This is a genomic window from Nostoc sp. C057 (assembly GCF_013393925.1).
In the GTDB taxonomy this organism is placed as follows: domain Bacteria; phylum Cyanobacteriota; class Cyanobacteriia; order Cyanobacteriales; family Nostocaceae; genus Nostoc; species Nostoc muscorum_A.
This window is the reverse complement of the sequence record NZ_CP040281.1, coordinates 322,845-339,650: the sequence shown is the minus strand read 5'-3', so window position 1 is coordinate 339,650 and position 16,806 is coordinate 322,845. Positions and strand designations below refer to the sequence as shown.

Genomic DNA, 16,806 nt, shown 5'->3' with positions numbered 1-16,806 from the left:
TGTGGAAAAGTTAACCAAAAACCTAACCCCCTTCCCGACACGAGAAGGGGGAAAATTCAAAGTCTCTCTCCTTTTAGGAGAGAGATTTAGAGAGAGGTTTTCCAGATGCCGTGAAAAGTCAGACAAACCGCCCCAAGAATGAATTTAAATTTAATAGTAGTGGTACATAGTTAAAAATGCTTTTTTGGTTTCGTATATCTTCTATACGTAATTAATCACACGTATTTAACAGAAGTTGTAGTCGCTATAAGCGCTATTCAACCTTAGTACACCAAGTTTCCAGTACCCTGCAACTGACGCAAAGAATTTATACATAATGGACAGTCGCATCCAAATACCCTGATTGCTGCATCACTTTCTTCATCAGTAAAGTTCAACATAGCAACATTCTGATCTGATACTGATGTGACAATAGTTGAGGAACGTGCAGATGAGGTGTACGGTTTCTTTCTCTCTGAATCTCGAATGCACACAAAATCTTTTCCACCATGTGGGTTAGTGATACAGGTACGACCATCTTCTGTGTGCATCAATCGCTGTGTAATACTACCACTAGCATGGGCAGGATGAAATGCTACCAGCGTAGACATCATGGACACAAAGATTGAGGAAGTGGAAAGCAAATTCAGAAGAATTTTTTTGTTCATAGATTTCCTTGAGAAAATTGTCTACTAGCTTAGGGTATTCGATTCACTTTCAAACTTCAAGTGGGTTCCCCTAAGAATAGCTAGCTTGACACTTGTTATTTAAGAAAGTTCCATATCTACCCAGTTTGATCGCAAAGTAGTTGTCATAGCAGAATTAAGCCAGTCAAACAGGCTTGAAGTTTGCGGATCAAGACCTTTAAAATCTTATGCAGAGCGATAAATCGCTCACTACGAACAAAAATTACATCTTAGATTATTTTACAAAGTTGATAACTGCTATAGCTATCCTTACAAAATTATAAATTTTAATTTGAACCAAAAGATAGCATAAGTATTTAGTAAAAAATCTGATATAGATTCTCATTCTTAAATGTTCAACTTGTAAAAATCTCTTTTTTTTATTACATTTGGAAAAAGGCTCATATACCAAGTAATTTACTAGCCTCAACACAAAAAATGAAGCAAAAAATACATTCAGAATCTTCAGGTTGTTGCAGTTGTGAACATGACCATCACGAGAATCATAATCACAATCATGATGAAAATCATAACCATGACCATAATCACGATCACGGTGGAGAATTCAATCTAAAAAATGAGGTATTGCCTTTGGTAGCAATTTTAAGTTTATATGTGCCTGGTGTAATTTTTGAAAATCAATTACACAATACATTCTACTCAATAGGTGAATATCTGCTTTTCATCCCTGCCTATTTATTGAGTGGATGGAGTGTTTTAAAAACTGCTGGACGCAATATTCTTAAAGGTAGATTATTTGATGAAACTTTTTTGATGACAGTAGCAACACTAGGCGCGATCGCAATTCATAAATTGCCCGAAGCTGTCGGAGTCATGCTATTTTATAAAATTGGCGAATTGTTCCAGGATCTTGCCGTTAGTCGTTCTCGTAATTCTATTAAAGCTTTATTAGAAGTCCGCCCTGATTATGCAAATATCCAAATAGAGGGGGGACTAAAAAAAGTCAGCCCAGAAACAGTAAATATTGGAGATATTATCGTCGTCAAACCGGGGGAAAAGATTCCCTTGGATGGTGAGATTATAGATGGAAATTCGCAAGTTGATACATCTGCATTAACTGGAGAATCTGTACCGCGAACAGTGAGACTGGGTGAAATAGTTTTGGCTGGGATGATAAATAAAATGGGTGTTCTCAGCATTAGAGTCACCAAACTATTTGATGACTCTGCTATTGCCAAGATTTTAGACTTGGTGCAAAATGCTAAAAGCAAAAAAGCAGAGACAGAAAAATTCATTACTAAATTTGCCCGATATTATACGCCAATAGTAGTTTTTATATCTCTAGCAGTTGCTTTATTACCTCCTTTATTCATTTCTGGTGCGAGTTCTTCAGAATGGATTTATCGTGCCTTAATTTTGCTAGTTATTTCCTGTCCCTGTGGACTCGTTATCAGTATTCCGTTAGGTTACTTTGGAGGTGTGGGAGGTGCAGCTAGACGGGGGATTTTGGTTAAAGGCTCTACTTTTTTAGATACTCTAAATGCAGTCAATACAGTTGTATTTGATAAAACTGGAACGTTAACTAAAGGCGTATTTAAAGTAGTAAAGACAGTAGCATTAAATGGCTACAATGAAACAGAATTGCTGCAATTAGCTGCCCAAGTAGAATCGCACTCAAATCATCCCATCGCTCAATCTATCCTTAAGGCTTATGGGGGAAAGATTGATGAATTTGAGGTGAGAGATTATGAAGAGATTGCAGGCTATGGAATTAGAGCCAAGGTTGAAAATAGGGTAGTGATAGCGGGAAGCGATCGCCTACTCCACAGAGAGAATATTGCTCATGATAATTGCCAGCTAGAGGGAACAGTTGTTCATTTAGCAGTGGATAATATTTACGTTGGGTATATTGTCATTGCTGATGAACTAAAAGAAGATGCGAGACACGCTATTCAAGCACTCAAGAAAATGGGTGTAGAAAGAACAGTAATGTTGACAGGAGATAATCAAGCGATCGCTTCCCGAATTGCCGAACAGCTAGGCATAGATACTTACGAAGCAGACTTATTACCAGAAGAAAAAGTTAATGCCATTGAAAAATTACTCAGCACCGCCGGCAAGCATGGTAAAGTTGCCTTTGTTGGGGATGGTATTAATGATGCGCCAGTGATTGCTAGAGCCGATGTTGGGATGGCAATGGGTGGCTTAGGTTCAGATGCAGCCATCGAAACTGCTGATATTGTGATCATGACAGATGCGCCATCAAAGGTAGCAGAAGCAATACAAATCGCCAGAAAAACTCGCAAAATTGTTTGGCAAAATATTGGCTTTGCTTTAGCAATTAAAGCTGTGTTTATTGGATTGGGTATTTTAGGTATAGCGACAATGTGGGAAGCTGTCTTTGCTGATGTTGGAGTAGCATTGCTGGCAATTTTAAATGCAACTAGAGCGATGAAATAAAATTTTTGGAAAATCGGGAATCTATCGTTGGTAAATTGTAGTAGTTAAACTATGAGTACATTTGACTCATATTTTACTACCCAAGAATAGAACCTATGAATTCATCAATCAAAGGCATTGCTACAGCTACTTTAGCTTTATTACTAAACTATTCAGCAAATCCAGCCTTTGCACTACCCCAGAAAATCAATCATCCAATTACTGTTGCTAAATCGCAATTATTAACAAACACCTTGATTGTTCCTGGCGAACGAGTGGGGCCAATAACACGCACAACCACCAAGCAAGATTTAGTGAAGCTGTTTGGTGCATCCCATCTCGTTGATAAAACCATTTCCGGTGCTGAAGGAATAGGGAGTTTCGCTGCTACTCAGGTAAATCTAAATCAGGGGCGTTCTCTGCTAATAGTTTGGAGTGATAATACTCGTACTAAACCTCTAGATGTGCGTAACCTGGGTTCAGCTTGGAAAACCCGCGAAGGTATTAGTGTTGGAACCCCATTGAGCGAGTTACGCAAGAAATTAGGTAATTTTAAACTTTATGGATTGGCCTGGGATTATGGCGGTACGATTTTGTTGGATAGTAGTAAATTATCCCGTTATCAAGGCAAACTGATTTTACGAGTAGACGCTGCTCCCAATGCTTACGAAAAGTTTGCTAATGACTACCAAGCTGTTTCTGGGGATAGTACTTTTTCCTCCAGCGATCGCCATTGGAAACCTTTGGGAATAACACTTACAGAAATTATCGTTGTACTTAACCCAGGTGAGTAGTGGTATGCTAAACATCGGGTTACTTGCTATGTATGACGAACCAAATCTTTACCAACGGTTATGCCTTACTCATTAGCGTAGATGCAGATTTACCTGTCACGCTCAAAAATGCAAGGGCTATAGTAAATATACTGATTGATCGCGATCGCGTTGCCTATCCAGTAGAAAAACTTACACTTGAGTCTGCATTATAATCATGAGACTTATGTAAATATACAGTTATTTAGCGCATCGAAATTACGATTTTCTCACCCAGAAAACAAGGAAAATACAGATATTCAGCTAATTGGTGTTTGTTTATACTATTTCAAATTTTTGTAATCGTTATACTCATAACTTAGGTTCTACCTGGGAATTAGGAAGTGGCTTTGCCACTTCTTTTTATTAATTTAGGAACCCAGTAAAAAATAAATTAAAAGTTAAAAGTAATTTGTTGAACTTTTAACTTTTATTAGCTGTCATATCATGTCCATTTAATTGACTATAAAATAATTATTCTGTCAAGCTATGGCTTTGTAAGCTTCAACAGAATTTTGGTCAATGTAGACATGATATTAGTCATTACTCGTTGTATCTTGCCATCTCTCACGCTTGGGCTTGCTCTCTACATCGCGCGATCGCGCTTCTTGCCAAGTCCCCCACATTAGAGATTGCTGCCTTTCAACATGGTTAATAAACTGCATGATTGACTGATCTGCTTTGATTGGAGTTTTCAAATCAAACTTAATTGTTTGGACAATCTTGATGTCACCCATAAGAAAAAATTTACCTGCAATCTTAGTCAGCCATAACACAATTCGATTGGATAACCAACCAAAAAATCCTTTACGTTTCTTAGTAATTAACAGGATTTGACCTTCAGCTTTTCCACCTTCATGGAGGCGAACTGCAAACATTGTGTGGACATGGAAGAAATCGGGACCAAGTGTCACAATGCCAATGCTACCGTACCAATAGCAAATACTGTAAGTTATGGCATTTTTGTAGAAAAGACGGATGAGTTTAATGAAAGATGAATTCTCTTTAATGTTTGTAGTGTTACTGAAGATAATTGCATTTTCGTTCAGTTCCTGTCTTTCAAAAATAATTTTTATTGGCAGTTTGTGAACTGTATTGATATGTTGAGTATCAATCGCATTAATCATCACCACATTGGGGTGACAGTTCATCACAAAGTGAGAATGGATAGCGATATCACACTCTTTTTGTTCTAATTCGGGAATAAAAGGTAGAGGTTGTTGTGGTATTTCTCCAGTCCAAACCCAAATCATGCCGTACTTTTCAGCAGTGGGCCAACTTTGTAACTTTAGGGAAGGCGGCGTATCTAAACATGGGATATCAATACACATCCCTTCAGCATCAAATTTCCAGTGATGGAAGAAACAACGGAGTGCATTACCCTCAACTTTGCCTTCAGCAAGATGAGCGCCCATGTGGGGACAGTAGGCATCAAAGGTAGTTACTCTTCTGTCCTTACCACGGTAAATCACTAGTTCTCTGCCCAAAATCGTGACAGGTTTTACTTCACCCACCCGCAGATTTCGAGAGGGTATTACCCAATACCATCCTTCAATAAAACGTTCTGGATTATTGAAAGTTTTAGGTTTACGGGTTGAGCTAGAAGTCTGCGAGTTGAGATTCATTTTTATGGTTTCACTTGAGGTGAAGCAGTTGATCTAGAAGTAACATGCGAACTAAAAAAAAACAGTTACTTTCAGTACTATGAGAAATAGTCACTCAACAAATAGATAAAATTTTAGGCGTAAAATATTGAGTAAATTAGATTAAAAATGTTAAAATTATACTAATTAATTATTAGATAGTATCAGCCAACATCTATTCATAATAGATATCGGAAAAATCAAAACTTAGTAATATCTCTAATTAAATAAAAATTTCAACTACTGATACCAAGATTTGGCTAAACTCTCATCTGAATTAATAAATTAGTATAAATATGTAATAATAATTACAATATTTGGGAAAATCTGCCGTGTTAACTCAGGAGACAAAACTGCTTTTAATTGGTCAGGTAACAGATATAAGCGGAATTCCTATCAGGACAATTCGCTATTACGAGAGTTTAGGTTTAATCAAATCATCAAGACGAACAGAGGGAGGCTTTCGTCAGTTTTCAATGGATGTGCTGACTCGTCTAGCGTTCATTAAAAGGGCACAAAATCTTGGTCTGAGCTTAGAGGAGATTGGAAATATTCTTCAGGTCTATGACCAAGGACAAGCTCCCTGTGGTGAAATCAAAGAAAAGCTCCAGGACAAGCTTTTGCAAATTGATCGCCAAATCGATCAGTTGTTAACTTTGCGATCTGAAATAAAGGGATTACTTTCAGGCTGGAAGAATATCGGCGACCAGTATGAAGATACAATTTGTCCCATTATTCAAAATATCCCTCAGTGCTGAAAAACAGAAAAGAAGACAGAGGAGGCAGCAGGAGCAAACTTATGACAGCACATATCCTTTTGGTGGAAGATGAAGTCAAACTAGCACGATTTGTCGAATTAGAGCTAAGTAGCGAAGGATACCGAGTAAGTGTAGCTCATGATGGGATTGCTGGTCTTACCCTAGCGCGAGACTCATCGCCAGATTTAGCGATTCTGGATTGGATGTTACCAGGTTTAACAGGTTTAGAAATTTGTCGGCGTTTGCGAGCAACAGGTAGTACAGTACCAGTAATTTTATTGACAGCAAAAGATGAAGTGAGCGATCGCGTCGCCGGATTAGATGCGGGAGCCGATGATTATGTAGTTAAGCCCTTCAGCATTGAGGAATTACTAGCTAGAATTCGCGCCCATCTGCGCCGCACGCAAGAAACAGCCGAAGATTTGCTGCAATTTGAAGATTTAAGCTTAAATCGCCGCACCCGTGAAGTTTTTCGGGAAAAACGAAGTATTGAGTTAACAGCAAAAGAGTTTGACTTATTAGAATATCTCCTTTCACATCCCCGTCAGGTGTTTACTAGAGATCAAATTTTAGAGAAAGTTTGGGGTTACGATTTCATGGGTGATTCTAATATTATTGAAGTATATATTCGTTATCTGCGACTCAAATTGGAAGAGAATAATGAAAAGCGTTTGATTCATACAGTCCGTGGTGTAGGCTATGCACTACGGGAACAATCATAATGACTTGGTGATTTCGACAAAAAGCAAAATTTTAAAGAAAAAAGAGGATCATGAATAAAAAATGGGCTGTTAAACGGCTAACAGTAAATCTCACTGCTGAGGAAATGAAGAAACTTGAACACTACTGTGCTTTGACAGGAAGGCCAGCAACAGACGTAATTCGAGAATTACTCCGATCTCTTGAGGTTGACAATACTAAAAACTCTGAAATGGCAACAGCAGACTCAAAAACAACAGTTGGCAGTGGCTCAAAATTACAGTAACTATTCACCAGAATATCTCGCCAAATCTCAAAAATCTGCCAGCTATCTTGAATTACCAATAGGGCTCAAGGAAATACTTCTCGGTTAAAGGGAAAAGGGTAAGGGTTTAAATTCATCCCTTACCCTTGTACCCTTAAACTTTTCCTAGAACACACTCCTAATGATGCTGCATGGCTAGTTATCAAACCCAATACTGCTCGGGTTTTGGATTTTAAACTGAAATTTGGTTTGGGGAAAAGGTTACTAGGTTTGGATTAAAGGTTTTTCTTTCCCCTTTACCATTCCCCTTTTCTCCTTAACCGACAAGTATTGAGGGCAATCTGGGTTTATCAGAAAAATGGGTTTAAAACCCCATGTTTCCAGCACGGCTTTAAAGTAATGAGTAAGGAGTAATGAGTGGATAAAAAATGGGTATTTACTCATTACTTATTACTCATTACTCATTACTCCAGAATCACCGTGCGTACCCTTCTCCTGACGGAGACGCTGCGCGAACGGGAACGTCAAGGGCGAACACGGCGGTGAGGATGTCAATCTCGTTGCTGCTAGATGGATCATTGAGCGGTCAAGTCGCTTCTCTACGAGACCTCTTGCTAGCTTGCTTCTATCTAAGAGTACGCTTCCAATTAAAAATTATTAACTAAAAATTGCAAGACGCTCTTGCAAAAAATACTAATTTAGACAGTCAAGGGGCAGGTATATAAAATTAATACCTTTTTTCTTTGCCATGTCTTAACAAGTATATATTTTGGGCATCATAATTCCAAGCTGAATACATGAGCTAGCAGCCAGAAAACTCTTTCTTTGGCAGCAAGTTTTTTATTTACAACTATAGTATTTACCGATGGCAGATAATTTTATACTTTATTTCTTTATTTCTCCACATAGTTCGTACACAGGGTTGATTTGGAGATGCCTACAGATTCAATTGGGAGTAATCTGTAGCGTAGGTATTTGGACATTATCAGAAGCTAAGTTACAAGCTGCCCAAGCACATCAGACCTGGAAATCACCTTCAGAATTGATTGAGGGAGTCAGCAAAGTAAATCCTGAGCCAACACCTATTTTGATGGCGGCACCCGAAAACTTCAATCCTGATTTGCAATTACGTCCAGCGCTACCCGAACCACCGCAGAATTCTAGTCCACCAAAAACTTCCACCGAACCAAGAACGCCGGATGCAGTTTTGGAAAGTATTCATACGGACTATCGCTATGACACAGATAACTTTGGCCAAACCAATTTCTTTTTTGAACCAACGGTTCAGTTTCGATTGAGTAATGGCAATAAAATATTTGTGAAAACAGGTTTTAACTTATTTGAACAACGCGGTGTTGAATCAATTACGAATTTTCCCTTGCAAGTTGGATGGCAAGGAAAAATTGGGCAAGTAACTCTGCAAACAGCAGCCGGAGTCGATGTCTTCAATCGTTTACCTACAGCTATCAATCTCAATGCGAAGGTGGAGGCTCCCATTTCGCCACCGCAAGTTTCGTCATCAGGTCGATTGCTATCGGTAGTAGTACTATCAGGTAATTTAGAACAAGGCCCTTATAAATCCAATGCCCGAACTTTAGACAATCAAATTACTGCTTGGCGATTTGGGCCTGATTTATACTGGCAGATTGACGGTAACACCAGCTTGTTTTCATCATTGCGTTTGGGTAGTTACAACGATGGTAATTCCGAGGTGCAGTCATTTAGTCGGCTAGAACGCAAGTTTGGACAGTTTTCTCTGGCAGCTAACTTATTCAATTTGAGTTTCGATCGCGATTTAGAACGCACAAGTGGCTATTTTTCCCCACCAGATTTTCTAGTTTACAACGCTGAGGTGGCTTGGGAAGGAGATATTGCTAATTTCTTACGCTGTCGCCTCGCTGCCAACTTAGGACAGCAGCGACTTAAAGGAGAATTTGATAACGCCAATACCTATCAAACACGCTGTACGGTAAAGGTTTCACCAAATATAGAGGCAGACCTTGGCTATAGCTTTAGTAATGTCCGAAATCAAGAAACCGGGGGAAGTGCTTACGGTGGTAATTCCTTGACAGGACAGTTGCGAGTCAAATTTTAGTAGTCACTGATAAGGCTGAAGAATGAAAGCACCATTACCTGATAACGAAATACAGCGAATCGAATCTCTTTTGGAGTATAAGATCCTCGATACTCATTCGGAAGCTGCCTTTGACGATCTCACCCATTTAGCCTCATATATTTGTGGCACTCCTATTGCCTTAATAAGTTTAATTGATAGCGATCGCCAGTGGTTCAAATCCAAAGTTGGAATGGAAGCCCCAGAAACACCGCGAGATTTGGCATTCTGCGCCCATGCTATTCTGCAACCGGAAGTTTTTGTTGTGCCTGATGCCACACAAGACGAAAGGTTTGCGACAAACCCGCTAGTCACCTCTGACCCGGATATTCGATTTTATGCTGGTGTACCGTTAACTAACCCTGAAGGATATGCACTAGGAACACTTTGTGTCATTGACCGTGTACCAAGAAACCTCTCCCCAGAACAAGTTGAAGCATTGCGAATTATCGGTCGCCAGGTAATCAAGCAATTAGAAATGCGGCGTAACTTAGCAAGTTTGGTATTGGTCACTCATACACGTAAACAGGCACACAAGAGACGCAAACAATTTTTTAAAACAGTAGCCGGAGGGTTTGGGTTAGCATCGGCAATTTTAGTTTTGATTGGCGTGATTTCTTATCAAAATACACGCATATTGATTGATGCTAGTAATCAGGTACAAAAAACCCAAGATAAAATCAATAAGCTAGAAGAATTACTGTCCGAGATGAAGGATGCTGAGACTGGACAACGCGGTTATATCCTGACTGGACAAGAAAGTTATCTGGAACCTTATCAAGCAGTAGTTGTAAACATCGATCAAAAAATTGTAGAACTGAAGGATTTAATCGCAGATCAACCTAGCCAACAAAAGCAGTTTGCCGCCCTTGAATCTCTGATAGCTGCAAAATTTGCCATACTCAAGCAGACTATATACCTGCGTCAAAATCAGGGATTCGAGGCAGCGTTGCAGGTAATCCAGACAAATCAGGGGAAATATATTATGGATGATATTCGCAAGGTCATCCATGAGATCGAGAATGAGGATAAAAGGTTGCTTCAACAGCAGTCACAAGCGGCAAAAGCCAGTGCAAACAACACAGTTTTGACACTTGCGATCGCTATTTGCCTAAGTTTTATCACTCTGGCTATAGTCTACTACTTCATTTATCGTGAGGTAAAAGAACGTAAATTAACAGAGGAAACGCTAAACCAAGAACGCAACTTTATTTCAGCAGTTCTTGATACAGCTAGCGCCTTGGTAATAGTTCTGGATACACAAGGGCAGATCGTTCGCTTCAATCAAGCTTGTGAACAAACAACTGGTTACTCATTCGATGAGGTGAGAGGAAGGCATTTCTGGAACCTATTTCTCATTCCTGAACAGGTAGAACCAGTTAAAGCAGTTTTTGAACAGTTGCGAACTGGTGAAGCGCCCAAAGAATATGAAAATTATTGGGTAGCAAAGGATGGCAGTCTGCGGCTAATTTCATGGGCTAATGCTATTTTGAAAGATGATGAGGGTTGCGTTGAATACATTGTTGCTACAGGTATTGATATTAGCGATGTCTACGACGAGCTTCGTTTACGCAAACGAGCAGAACAGCACCTCAAAGCCCAGTACTCTACAACGCGCGTCTTAGCAGAGTCAACTACAATCAGTGAAGCTATGCCCCAAATCCTGCAAGGAATCTGCGAGAGTTTGGAATGGGATCTAAGTGAAATTTGGATGGTAAATCAGCGAGCGAATCTACTAAGTTTACTGAATTCATGGTATAAAATGTCTTCAGGAATGCAAGAATTTGAGATCCTTAGTCAGCAGACCACCTTTGCATCAGGAATTGGCCTGCCTGGTCGTGTTTGGGACAGTGCTGAACCTGTTTGGATTGTTGATGTAGTTAAAGACAAAGATTTCATCCGCTCTCGAATCGCTGTCCAAGCAGAACTGCACGGAGCTTTTGGTTTTCCGATCCATAGTGGTAAAAACATCCTTGGTGTCATTACCTGCTTTAGCCATGAAATCCAGCAACCTGACCAAGATTTGGCAAAAGTCATGAATTCTATTGGTGAGCAAGTAGGGCAGTTTATTGAGCGCAAGCAGGCAGAAGAAGAACTCCAACGCCAAAATTTGCGATCGCAACTATTTACTGAAATCACCCTTAAGATTCGTCAGTCTTTGAAAATCCAAGAAATTCTCCAAGTCAGTGTTACGGAGGTACAAAAAATTCTCCATAGCGATCGAGTTTTGATTTATCAACCTTTGACAGATGGATCTGGAAGCACTGTAGTTGAGGCAGTAGTTTCTGGCTGGCTGACAATTAAAGAGAAAAAGCTCACTGATTCTTATTTTCAAGCGGAATATACACAACAGTACTATCTACAGCAATATCGTCAAAAACGGAATCTAGAGCTTGCTGACTTAGATATAGTGGAAATTCAAAAAAGGCACATAGAATTACTGCAACAATTTGGGGTCAAATCCAATTTAGTCATACCCATTCTTGTCAAAGAAGAACTCTGCGGTTTGCTAATTGTCCATCAGTGTGGCAGTTCCCGTCAGTGGTCTAGCTTTGAAACTCATCTTTTACGACAAATAGCCGATCAAGTAGGTATTGCCTTAGCCCAAGCCCAAATGTTATATGCAGAAACTCAACAGCGAAGAGAACTTGAAGTTGCTCGTCATCAAGCTGAATTAGCTTCTAAAACCAAAAGTGCCTTTTTAGCAAACATGAGTCATGAAATTCGGACTCCAATGAATGCTGTGTTGGGGATGACAGGCTTAATGTTAGAAACTCCCCTAAACTCAGAGCAACAGGATTTTATCGAAACTATTCGCATTAGTGGAGATGCTCTTTTAAGCCTCATCAACGAAATTTTGGATTTGTCCAAACTTGAGGCTGGGGAAATGGCACTAGAAACTCTAGATTTTGACTTATCTTCCTGTCTAGAAGAAGTGTTGGAATTATTAGCTCCCTCAGCCCATAATAAAGGATTAGAAATTGCAGCGTTAATCTATCCCAACGTTCCCACCCAACTCCAAGGTGATGCTGGCCGCCTGCGGCAAATTCTGATGAACCTAATCAGCAATGCGATCAAGTTCACCAGCAATGGAGAGGTAGTAGTCAGAGCAGAATTGCGAAGGCTTTCCTCTACTACAGCCACCATTTATTTTGCCATCACAGATACCGGTCTTGGCATTACCTCTGAAGACCAATGCAAACTCTTTACCCCATTCACCCAAGTAGATGCCTCCACCACCCGCAAGTATGGCGGCACAGGTTTGGGATTAGCCATCTGCAAGCAACTCGTAAGCTTGATGGGAGGAGAAATTGGCGTAGAAAGTCGGTTGGGCAAAGGATCTAAATTTTGGTTTGAAGTAACTCTTGCCCAGCAACTTCACCCGATTTCCTCAGAAAGCGATCGCGAACTTCTGACTAATCGGCGCTTGTTAGTGGTGGATGACAATGCTACTAATCGCAAAATTATCCATCATCAAGCTACCCGTTGGGGAATGTTAGTAGATCAGGCTGCTTCGGCTACTATTGCCCTCAAAGCTATTGAGGAGGCTGCCAAGCAAAAAAATCTTTATGACATTGCTGTGATTGATATGCAGATGCCAGAAATAGATGGCATGACCTTGGGAGAGCAAATTAAAGCAAATTCAGCGATCGCTGGGCTACCTTTGATTATGCTTACCTCTACTAATCAACGCTATGAAATCCAACGAGCGCTAAAAATAGGATTTGCGGCTTATTTGGTCAAACCTGTTAAGCCATCCCGACTCCTCGATACCATCATGACTATCTTAGGAACGCAGATAAAGGAGGAGACAGAAGTCAGAAGTCAAGAGTTAAAACTAAAAGATTACGAAAACAACAGCAACGATCATTCTCCTAGCTCCCGCCTCCTAGCTCGTGACTTCCACAAATTAAGAATTCTCTTAGCTGAAGATAATTTGGTGAATCAGAAAGTTGCTTTGAAGCAACTCCAAAGCCTAGGTTATAGCGCAGATGTTGCTGGTAATGGGAAAGAAGTTTTGCAGCTATTAGAAAAAATCCCCTACGATTTAATTTTGATGGATTGCCAAATGCCTGTTCTCGATGGTTTAGAAACTACAAAAGAAATTCATCGTTGGCAAGAAAGCAGCTTTGTCAATAGTCGTCGCCCTGTAGTAATTGCGATGACAGCTAATGCGATGAAAGAAGATCAACAGATGTGTATAAATGCAGGAATGGACGATTATCTCAGCAAGCCAGTAATCAAAGAGAAATTAGCGGCGGCGCTACAGCGTTGGGGAAGTGTGATATTCCAGGCAAAAGAAATATATGTTTTAGAGCAGAAAGTTTCTACAACAGATATAGGTTCAGTTGACCTCCCAATTGATTGGGAACGCTTGCATCAGCTCTCGGAAAACAACTCAGAATTTGAATTAGAACTACTGGAAATATTTGTTGAAGATATGCAACCTCGTTTAGAGATCATTAAAATAGCGATCGCAGATAATGACTATGAGCAACTAGCGCTCCAAACTCATCAAATTAAAGGTGCTAGTGCCAATATTGGAGCTATAACCATGCATTTAGCAGCACAAAAATTAGAACAATTAGCTCACAATCAAGAACGTCGAGGTACTACTCACTTAATCTCAGAGTTAGAAGAGTTTGTTAAATGTATCCAAGAGTTTTTAATCACGAGATAAGGAAGCGGCCGTAAATAATTCTTGTTGGAATAAGAAAATAGGCAATAGCTATAAGGGTTTTACTCTAGCTAGTTCTTATTTATATAGTTGATTTGATTGTGCCAAGTTACTTGTTTTTGGTGGTAAAAATACCACGTAAATTTGAATATTTAATTTTTTAACGGCGACCAAATCGAATTGATAACTATCTGCATTCATTGGTGGGGATGCTTGTAAAAGTTGGTAAAATATTGAGTCTCGCTGCATGAAGCACTTTAGATTTTTTTGCTTCTAGCTAATAATTAAGCTAGCAAATCTCAGATAAGATGATTAATAATATTTACTAATAAATAAACAGTAACGATTGTCTTCTGTTGGCTCATAACTCAATTTGTCGGCAATGGCAGACATAATTTTTAAACCCCGCCCGCGCTCTTGCTCATTCTCATCAAATTCAGATATTTGCCGCAATTGCTGCTCTAAGTCAAATGGTTCACCTTGAGACCAAATGCGAATTTCTATATATTTATTTACCCGTACAGCTTCTATTTCAATAGGAGTTTCAATAGGTAAGTTTTTGTGTGCATGTTCAACTATGTTAGTGAAGCCTTCCATCAAAAGTGTTTGACATTGCCACCAAACTTCTTTGTTAAGAATAGGCGGCTGATTCATCTGATCGAACCAAAATAATACTTGAGATGATGCTGTAAGGTCTGTGTTGACTTTTAGATAAATTTTATTTTTCACTTCTTAACCAATAAAATATTTCGAGACGATCCTATTCGTATTTAATTTATTTAATTTGAGTATTTTCACTATACATTTAAAACTAAATTGCATATAAGTTGAATTAGAGTAATTACTTCTTTTTAAGCGAAGCAGAATTCAGAATGAATTCTGACGGAAAGAGCGGATAGCAGAGCGTCAAGCCTGCGGGACGCTACGCTACACGTAGCCCATTCTGACTTCTAAATTCTTCTTCAATCTACTTAGTAAACTTTAATTTATGTTTAAAATTTTGGTTATTGATGATGACCCTATAGTGCGAACAGTACTGAAAAAAACACTCCAAAATCAAGGTTATGATACCAGTGTCGCCAAAAATGGCGAGGAAGGAATTAGACAAGCACAATTACTACGTCCTGCTCTGATTATCTGTGACTGGATGATGTCCGAGGTAGATGGGCTAGAAGTGTGTCGTCGAATTAGAACAGATCCAGAGTTAGCAACCACTTTTTTTATTCTATTAACGGCTAGGGGAGCAGCTCGAGGAGAGGAGGAAGATCGAGTTAGAGGACTTGACGCTGGAGCAGATGAGTTTATCTCTAAACCAATAGAGATGAATGAATTGAAAGCGCGGGTAAGAGCAGGACTAAGATTACACCAGTTAAATCAGGATTTACAAAGTCAAAAAGAAGTTTTGGAGACACTAAATCAAGATTTACAAACCCAAAAGCAAATTTTGGAGGCAGAATTAGCTGAGGCTGCTGATTATGTGCGATCGCTCTTACCCTCACCGCTCGTAGGAGCAGTAACTACAGAAAATCTGTTTATTCCCTCAGCACAGCTAGGAGGTGATTGCTTTGACCATTATTGGATCGACGAGGATAATTTGGCAATTTATTTGTTGGATGTATCAGGTCATGGCGTGGGTTCAGCCCTCCTATCTGTATCCGTGCTGAATGTTTTGCGATCGCAATCTTTACCAAACACCAACTTTTGTCAACCAAGTGAAGTCCTAAAAGCGCTCAATCACGCCTTTCAAATGACAAAGCACGGTGATAAATACTTCACAATCTGGTATGGAGTTTATCACCGCCTGAAACGTCAACTTATTTATGCCAACGCCGGACATCCACCAGCTTTACTCTTATCGAATACCTCTACAACAAGTATCCAAGTTAAACAGCTAAGTTCTTTGGATCTCCCAATTGGCTTTTTACCTGATGTCCAGTTTGAAGATGCTATTTTTCAGATCGAAGAGAACAGTATTTTATACATTTTTAGTGATGGTGTTTATGAAATTAATCAGTCAGATGGTAAAATTTGGGGTATTGATGCTTTCATTGACTTACTAACTAAATATAGTCTAAAAGACCCCTGTGTTCTAAATCAACTATTGGCGAACATTATTACCTTAAATTATCAAGATAATCTTGATGATGACTTCTCTTTGGTAAAAGTTAATTTTGGTTAGTATAGTCAAGTGTGCAGATTCAAATTTAGGATCGTCTAGGAGCTTACTGTGTTGCCAATACTTGGCGATTGAATTCATCTTGGTCAGCAAAGGTTTGAAAAATTCTATCCATTTTAGTCAATTCAAATAACATTCTGACTTGATCGCTGATTGAACAAACAAAAAGTTTAGTATTAGCATTTCGCGCCATTTGCATTGCTGAGACTAAAGCACCTAAACCAGAGCTATCGATAAACTTTACTTCTTTCATATCAAGTAACAATATATCGGCTCCAGTTAGCAGAATATCGCTAACTTCACGACGCAGTTCATTACCTCTAATACCATCTAAAATTCCAGATAATTCTAGTAATTTTACGTTCATGCTCATTGTTTTATCCTATTGTTTGACTGGGAAAAATGTATTTACATTTTGGCATTGACCTAAGCTAAACTGCAATAGATATAGCAATAGTTTTGTATCTTAAAGGAATCCGCTTTAATTTGTGTTCGCGCAGCCAGACTTACTGGCGTAGTGCAGCTTGATAATTCTGGCGTTGCTATTTCAGTAAAGAATCTAGCTTCTACAGATTAGCGAAAAATTTCAAAAGCTTT

At 39.2% G+C, this 16,806-nt stretch carries 14 protein-coding genes; 9 read left to right on the top strand and 5 right to left on the bottom strand.

All coding sequences use genetic code 11. The annotated features are described in order from the left end of the window. Window positions 1–263 precede the first annotated feature (263 nt). On the bottom strand, window positions 264–647 hold the full coding sequence (locus tag FD724_RS01405; protein WP_179071328.1) for a hypothetical protein: 384 nt from the start codon (window positions 645–647) through the stop codon (window positions 264–266). 456 nt (window positions 648–1,103) lie between these two features. Here FD724_RS01405 and FD724_RS01400 point away from each other — a divergent pair, with 456 nt between their 5' ends. The 3 genes from FD724_RS01400 (at window position 1,104) to FD724_RS01390 (ending at window position 4,053) form a co-directional block, all read left to right on the top strand. Then, the gene (locus FD724_RS01400) at window positions 1,104–3,086 is read left to right on the top strand and encodes a heavy metal translocating P-type ATPase (RefSeq protein ID WP_179071327.1); all 1,983 of its coding nucleotides are present in this window, start codon (window positions 1,104–1,106) and stop codon (window positions 3,084–3,086) included. Window positions 3,087–3,181: 95 nt separating this feature from the next. Continuing rightward, window positions 3,182–3,859, top strand: a complete 678-nt coding sequence (locus FD724_RS01395) for a hypothetical protein (protein WP_179071326.1) — start codon at window positions 3,182–3,184, stop codon at window positions 3,857–3,859. A 32-nt stretch (window positions 3,860–3,891) separates the two neighbouring features. Then, complete coding sequence (locus tag FD724_RS01390) at window positions 3,892–4,053, top strand: hypothetical protein (protein ID WP_179071325.1); 162 nt, start codon at window positions 3,892–3,894, stop codon at window positions 4,051–4,053. A 360-nt stretch (window positions 4,054–4,413) separates the two neighbouring features. On the opposite strand, the gene FD724_RS01385 is transcribed toward FD724_RS01390, so the two are convergent. Then, the gene (locus FD724_RS01385) at window positions 4,414–5,502 is read right to left on the bottom strand and encodes an aromatic ring-hydroxylating dioxygenase subunit alpha (RefSeq protein ID WP_179071324.1); all 1,089 of its coding nucleotides are present in this window, start codon (window positions 5,500–5,502) and stop codon (window positions 4,414–4,416) included. A 350-nt stretch (window positions 5,503–5,852) separates the two neighbouring features. On the opposite strand from FD724_RS01385, the gene FD724_RS01380 reads away from it, so the two are divergent. The 5 genes from FD724_RS01380 (at window position 5,853) to FD724_RS01360 (ending at window position 14,036) form a co-directional block, all read left to right on the top strand. Next, the gene (locus FD724_RS01380) at window positions 5,853–6,278 is read left to right on the top strand and encodes a heavy metal-responsive transcriptional regulator (RefSeq protein WP_114080919.1); all 426 of its coding nucleotides are present in this window, start codon (window positions 5,853–5,855) and stop codon (window positions 6,276–6,278) included. A gap of 41 nt (window positions 6,279–6,319) precedes the next feature. After that, window positions 6,320–7,000 (top strand): response regulator transcription factor, encoded by a 681-nt coding sequence (locus FD724_RS01375; RefSeq protein ID WP_179071323.1) that lies wholly within the window; start codon window positions 6,320–6,322, stop codon window positions 6,998–7,000. A 50-nt stretch (window positions 7,001–7,050) separates the two neighbouring features. Continuing rightward, window positions 7,051–7,263, top strand: coding sequence for a ribbon-helix-helix protein, CopG family (locus tag FD724_RS01370; RefSeq protein ID WP_179071322.1), 213 nt, complete (start codon window positions 7,051–7,053; stop codon window positions 7,261–7,263). A gap of 844 nt (window positions 7,264–8,107) precedes the next feature. After that, window positions 8,108–9,337, top strand: coding sequence for a hypothetical protein (locus tag FD724_RS01365; RefSeq protein ID WP_179071321.1), 1,230 nt, complete (start codon window positions 8,108–8,110; stop codon window positions 9,335–9,337). Window positions 9,338–9,359: 22 nt separating this feature from the next. Beyond that, entirely contained in the window at window positions 9,360–14,036 is a 4,677-nt protein-coding gene (locus FD724_RS01360; RefSeq protein WP_179071320.1) for a response regulator, read from the top strand. Between the two features lie 75 nt (window positions 14,037–14,111). On the opposite strand, the gene FD724_RS41860 is transcribed toward FD724_RS01360, so the two are convergent. Beyond that, complete coding sequence (locus FD724_RS41860; protein WP_372726516.1) at window positions 14,112–14,234, bottom strand: hypothetical protein; 123 nt, start codon at window positions 14,232–14,234, stop codon at window positions 14,112–14,114. 111 nt (window positions 14,235–14,345) lie between these two features. Next, window positions 14,346–14,762: an anti-sigma regulatory factor gene (locus FD724_RS01350; protein WP_114080925.1), complete on the bottom strand. Its 417-nt coding sequence runs from the start codon at window positions 14,760–14,762 to the stop codon at window positions 14,346–14,348. Window positions 14,763–15,021: 259 nt separating this feature from the next. Between FD724_RS01350 and FD724_RS01345 the strand changes: the two genes are divergently transcribed. Next, on the top strand, window positions 15,022–16,212 hold the full coding sequence (locus tag FD724_RS01345; RefSeq protein WP_179071318.1) for a SpoIIE family protein phosphatase: 1,191 nt from the start codon (window positions 15,022–15,024) through the stop codon (window positions 16,210–16,212). Between the two features lie 43 nt (window positions 16,213–16,255). On the opposite strand, the gene FD724_RS01340 is transcribed toward FD724_RS01345, so the two are convergent. Then, window positions 16,256–16,582 (bottom strand): STAS domain-containing protein, encoded by a 327-nt coding sequence (locus tag FD724_RS01340; protein WP_114080927.1) that lies wholly within the window; start codon window positions 16,580–16,582, stop codon window positions 16,256–16,258. Window positions 16,583–16,806: the final 224 nt, after the last annotated feature.

Bases quoted from the DNA above. Each gene is read 5' to 3' on its own strand.
- FD724_RS41860 (WP_372726516.1), bottom strand. From the start codon at position 14,234: ATGAATGCAGATAGTTATCAATTCGATTTGGTCGCCGTTAAAAAATTA.
- FD724_RS01385 (WP_179071324.1), bottom strand. From the start codon at position 5,502: ATGAATCTCAACTCGCAGACTTCTAGCTCAACCCGTAAACCTAAAACT.
- FD724_RS01360 (WP_179071320.1), top strand. From the start codon at position 9,360: ATGAAAGCACCATTACCTGATAACGAAATACAGCGAATCGAATCTCTT.
- FD724_RS01395 (WP_179071326.1), top strand. From the start codon at position 3,182: ATGAATTCATCAATCAAAGGCATTGCTACAGCTACTTTAGCTTTATTA.
- FD724_RS01390 (WP_179071325.1), top strand. From the start codon at position 3,892: ATGACGAACCAAATCTTTACCAACGGTTATGCCTTACTCATTAGCGTA.
- FD724_RS01365 (WP_179071321.1), top strand. From the start codon at position 8,108: ATGGCAGATAATTTTATACTTTATTTCTTTATTTCTCCACATAGTTCG.
- FD724_RS01375 (WP_179071323.1), top strand. From the start codon at position 6,320: ATGACAGCACATATCCTTTTGGTGGAAGATGAAGTCAAACTAGCACGA.
- FD724_RS01345 (WP_179071318.1), top strand. From the start codon at position 15,022: ATGTTTAAAATTTTGGTTATTGATGATGACCCTATAGTGCGAACAGTA.
- FD724_RS01405 (WP_179071328.1), bottom strand. From the start codon at position 647: ATGAACAAAAAAATTCTTCTGAATTTGCTTTCCACTTCCTCAATCTTT.
- FD724_RS01400 (WP_179071327.1), top strand. From the start codon at position 1,104: ATGAAGCAAAAAATACATTCAGAATCTTCAGGTTGTTGCAGTTGTGAA.
- FD724_RS01340 (WP_114080927.1), bottom strand. From the start codon at position 16,582: ATGAGCATGAACGTAAAATTACTAGAATTATCTGGAATTTTAGATGGT.
- FD724_RS01370 (WP_179071322.1), top strand. From the start codon at position 7,051: ATGAATAAAAAATGGGCTGTTAAACGGCTAACAGTAAATCTCACTGCT.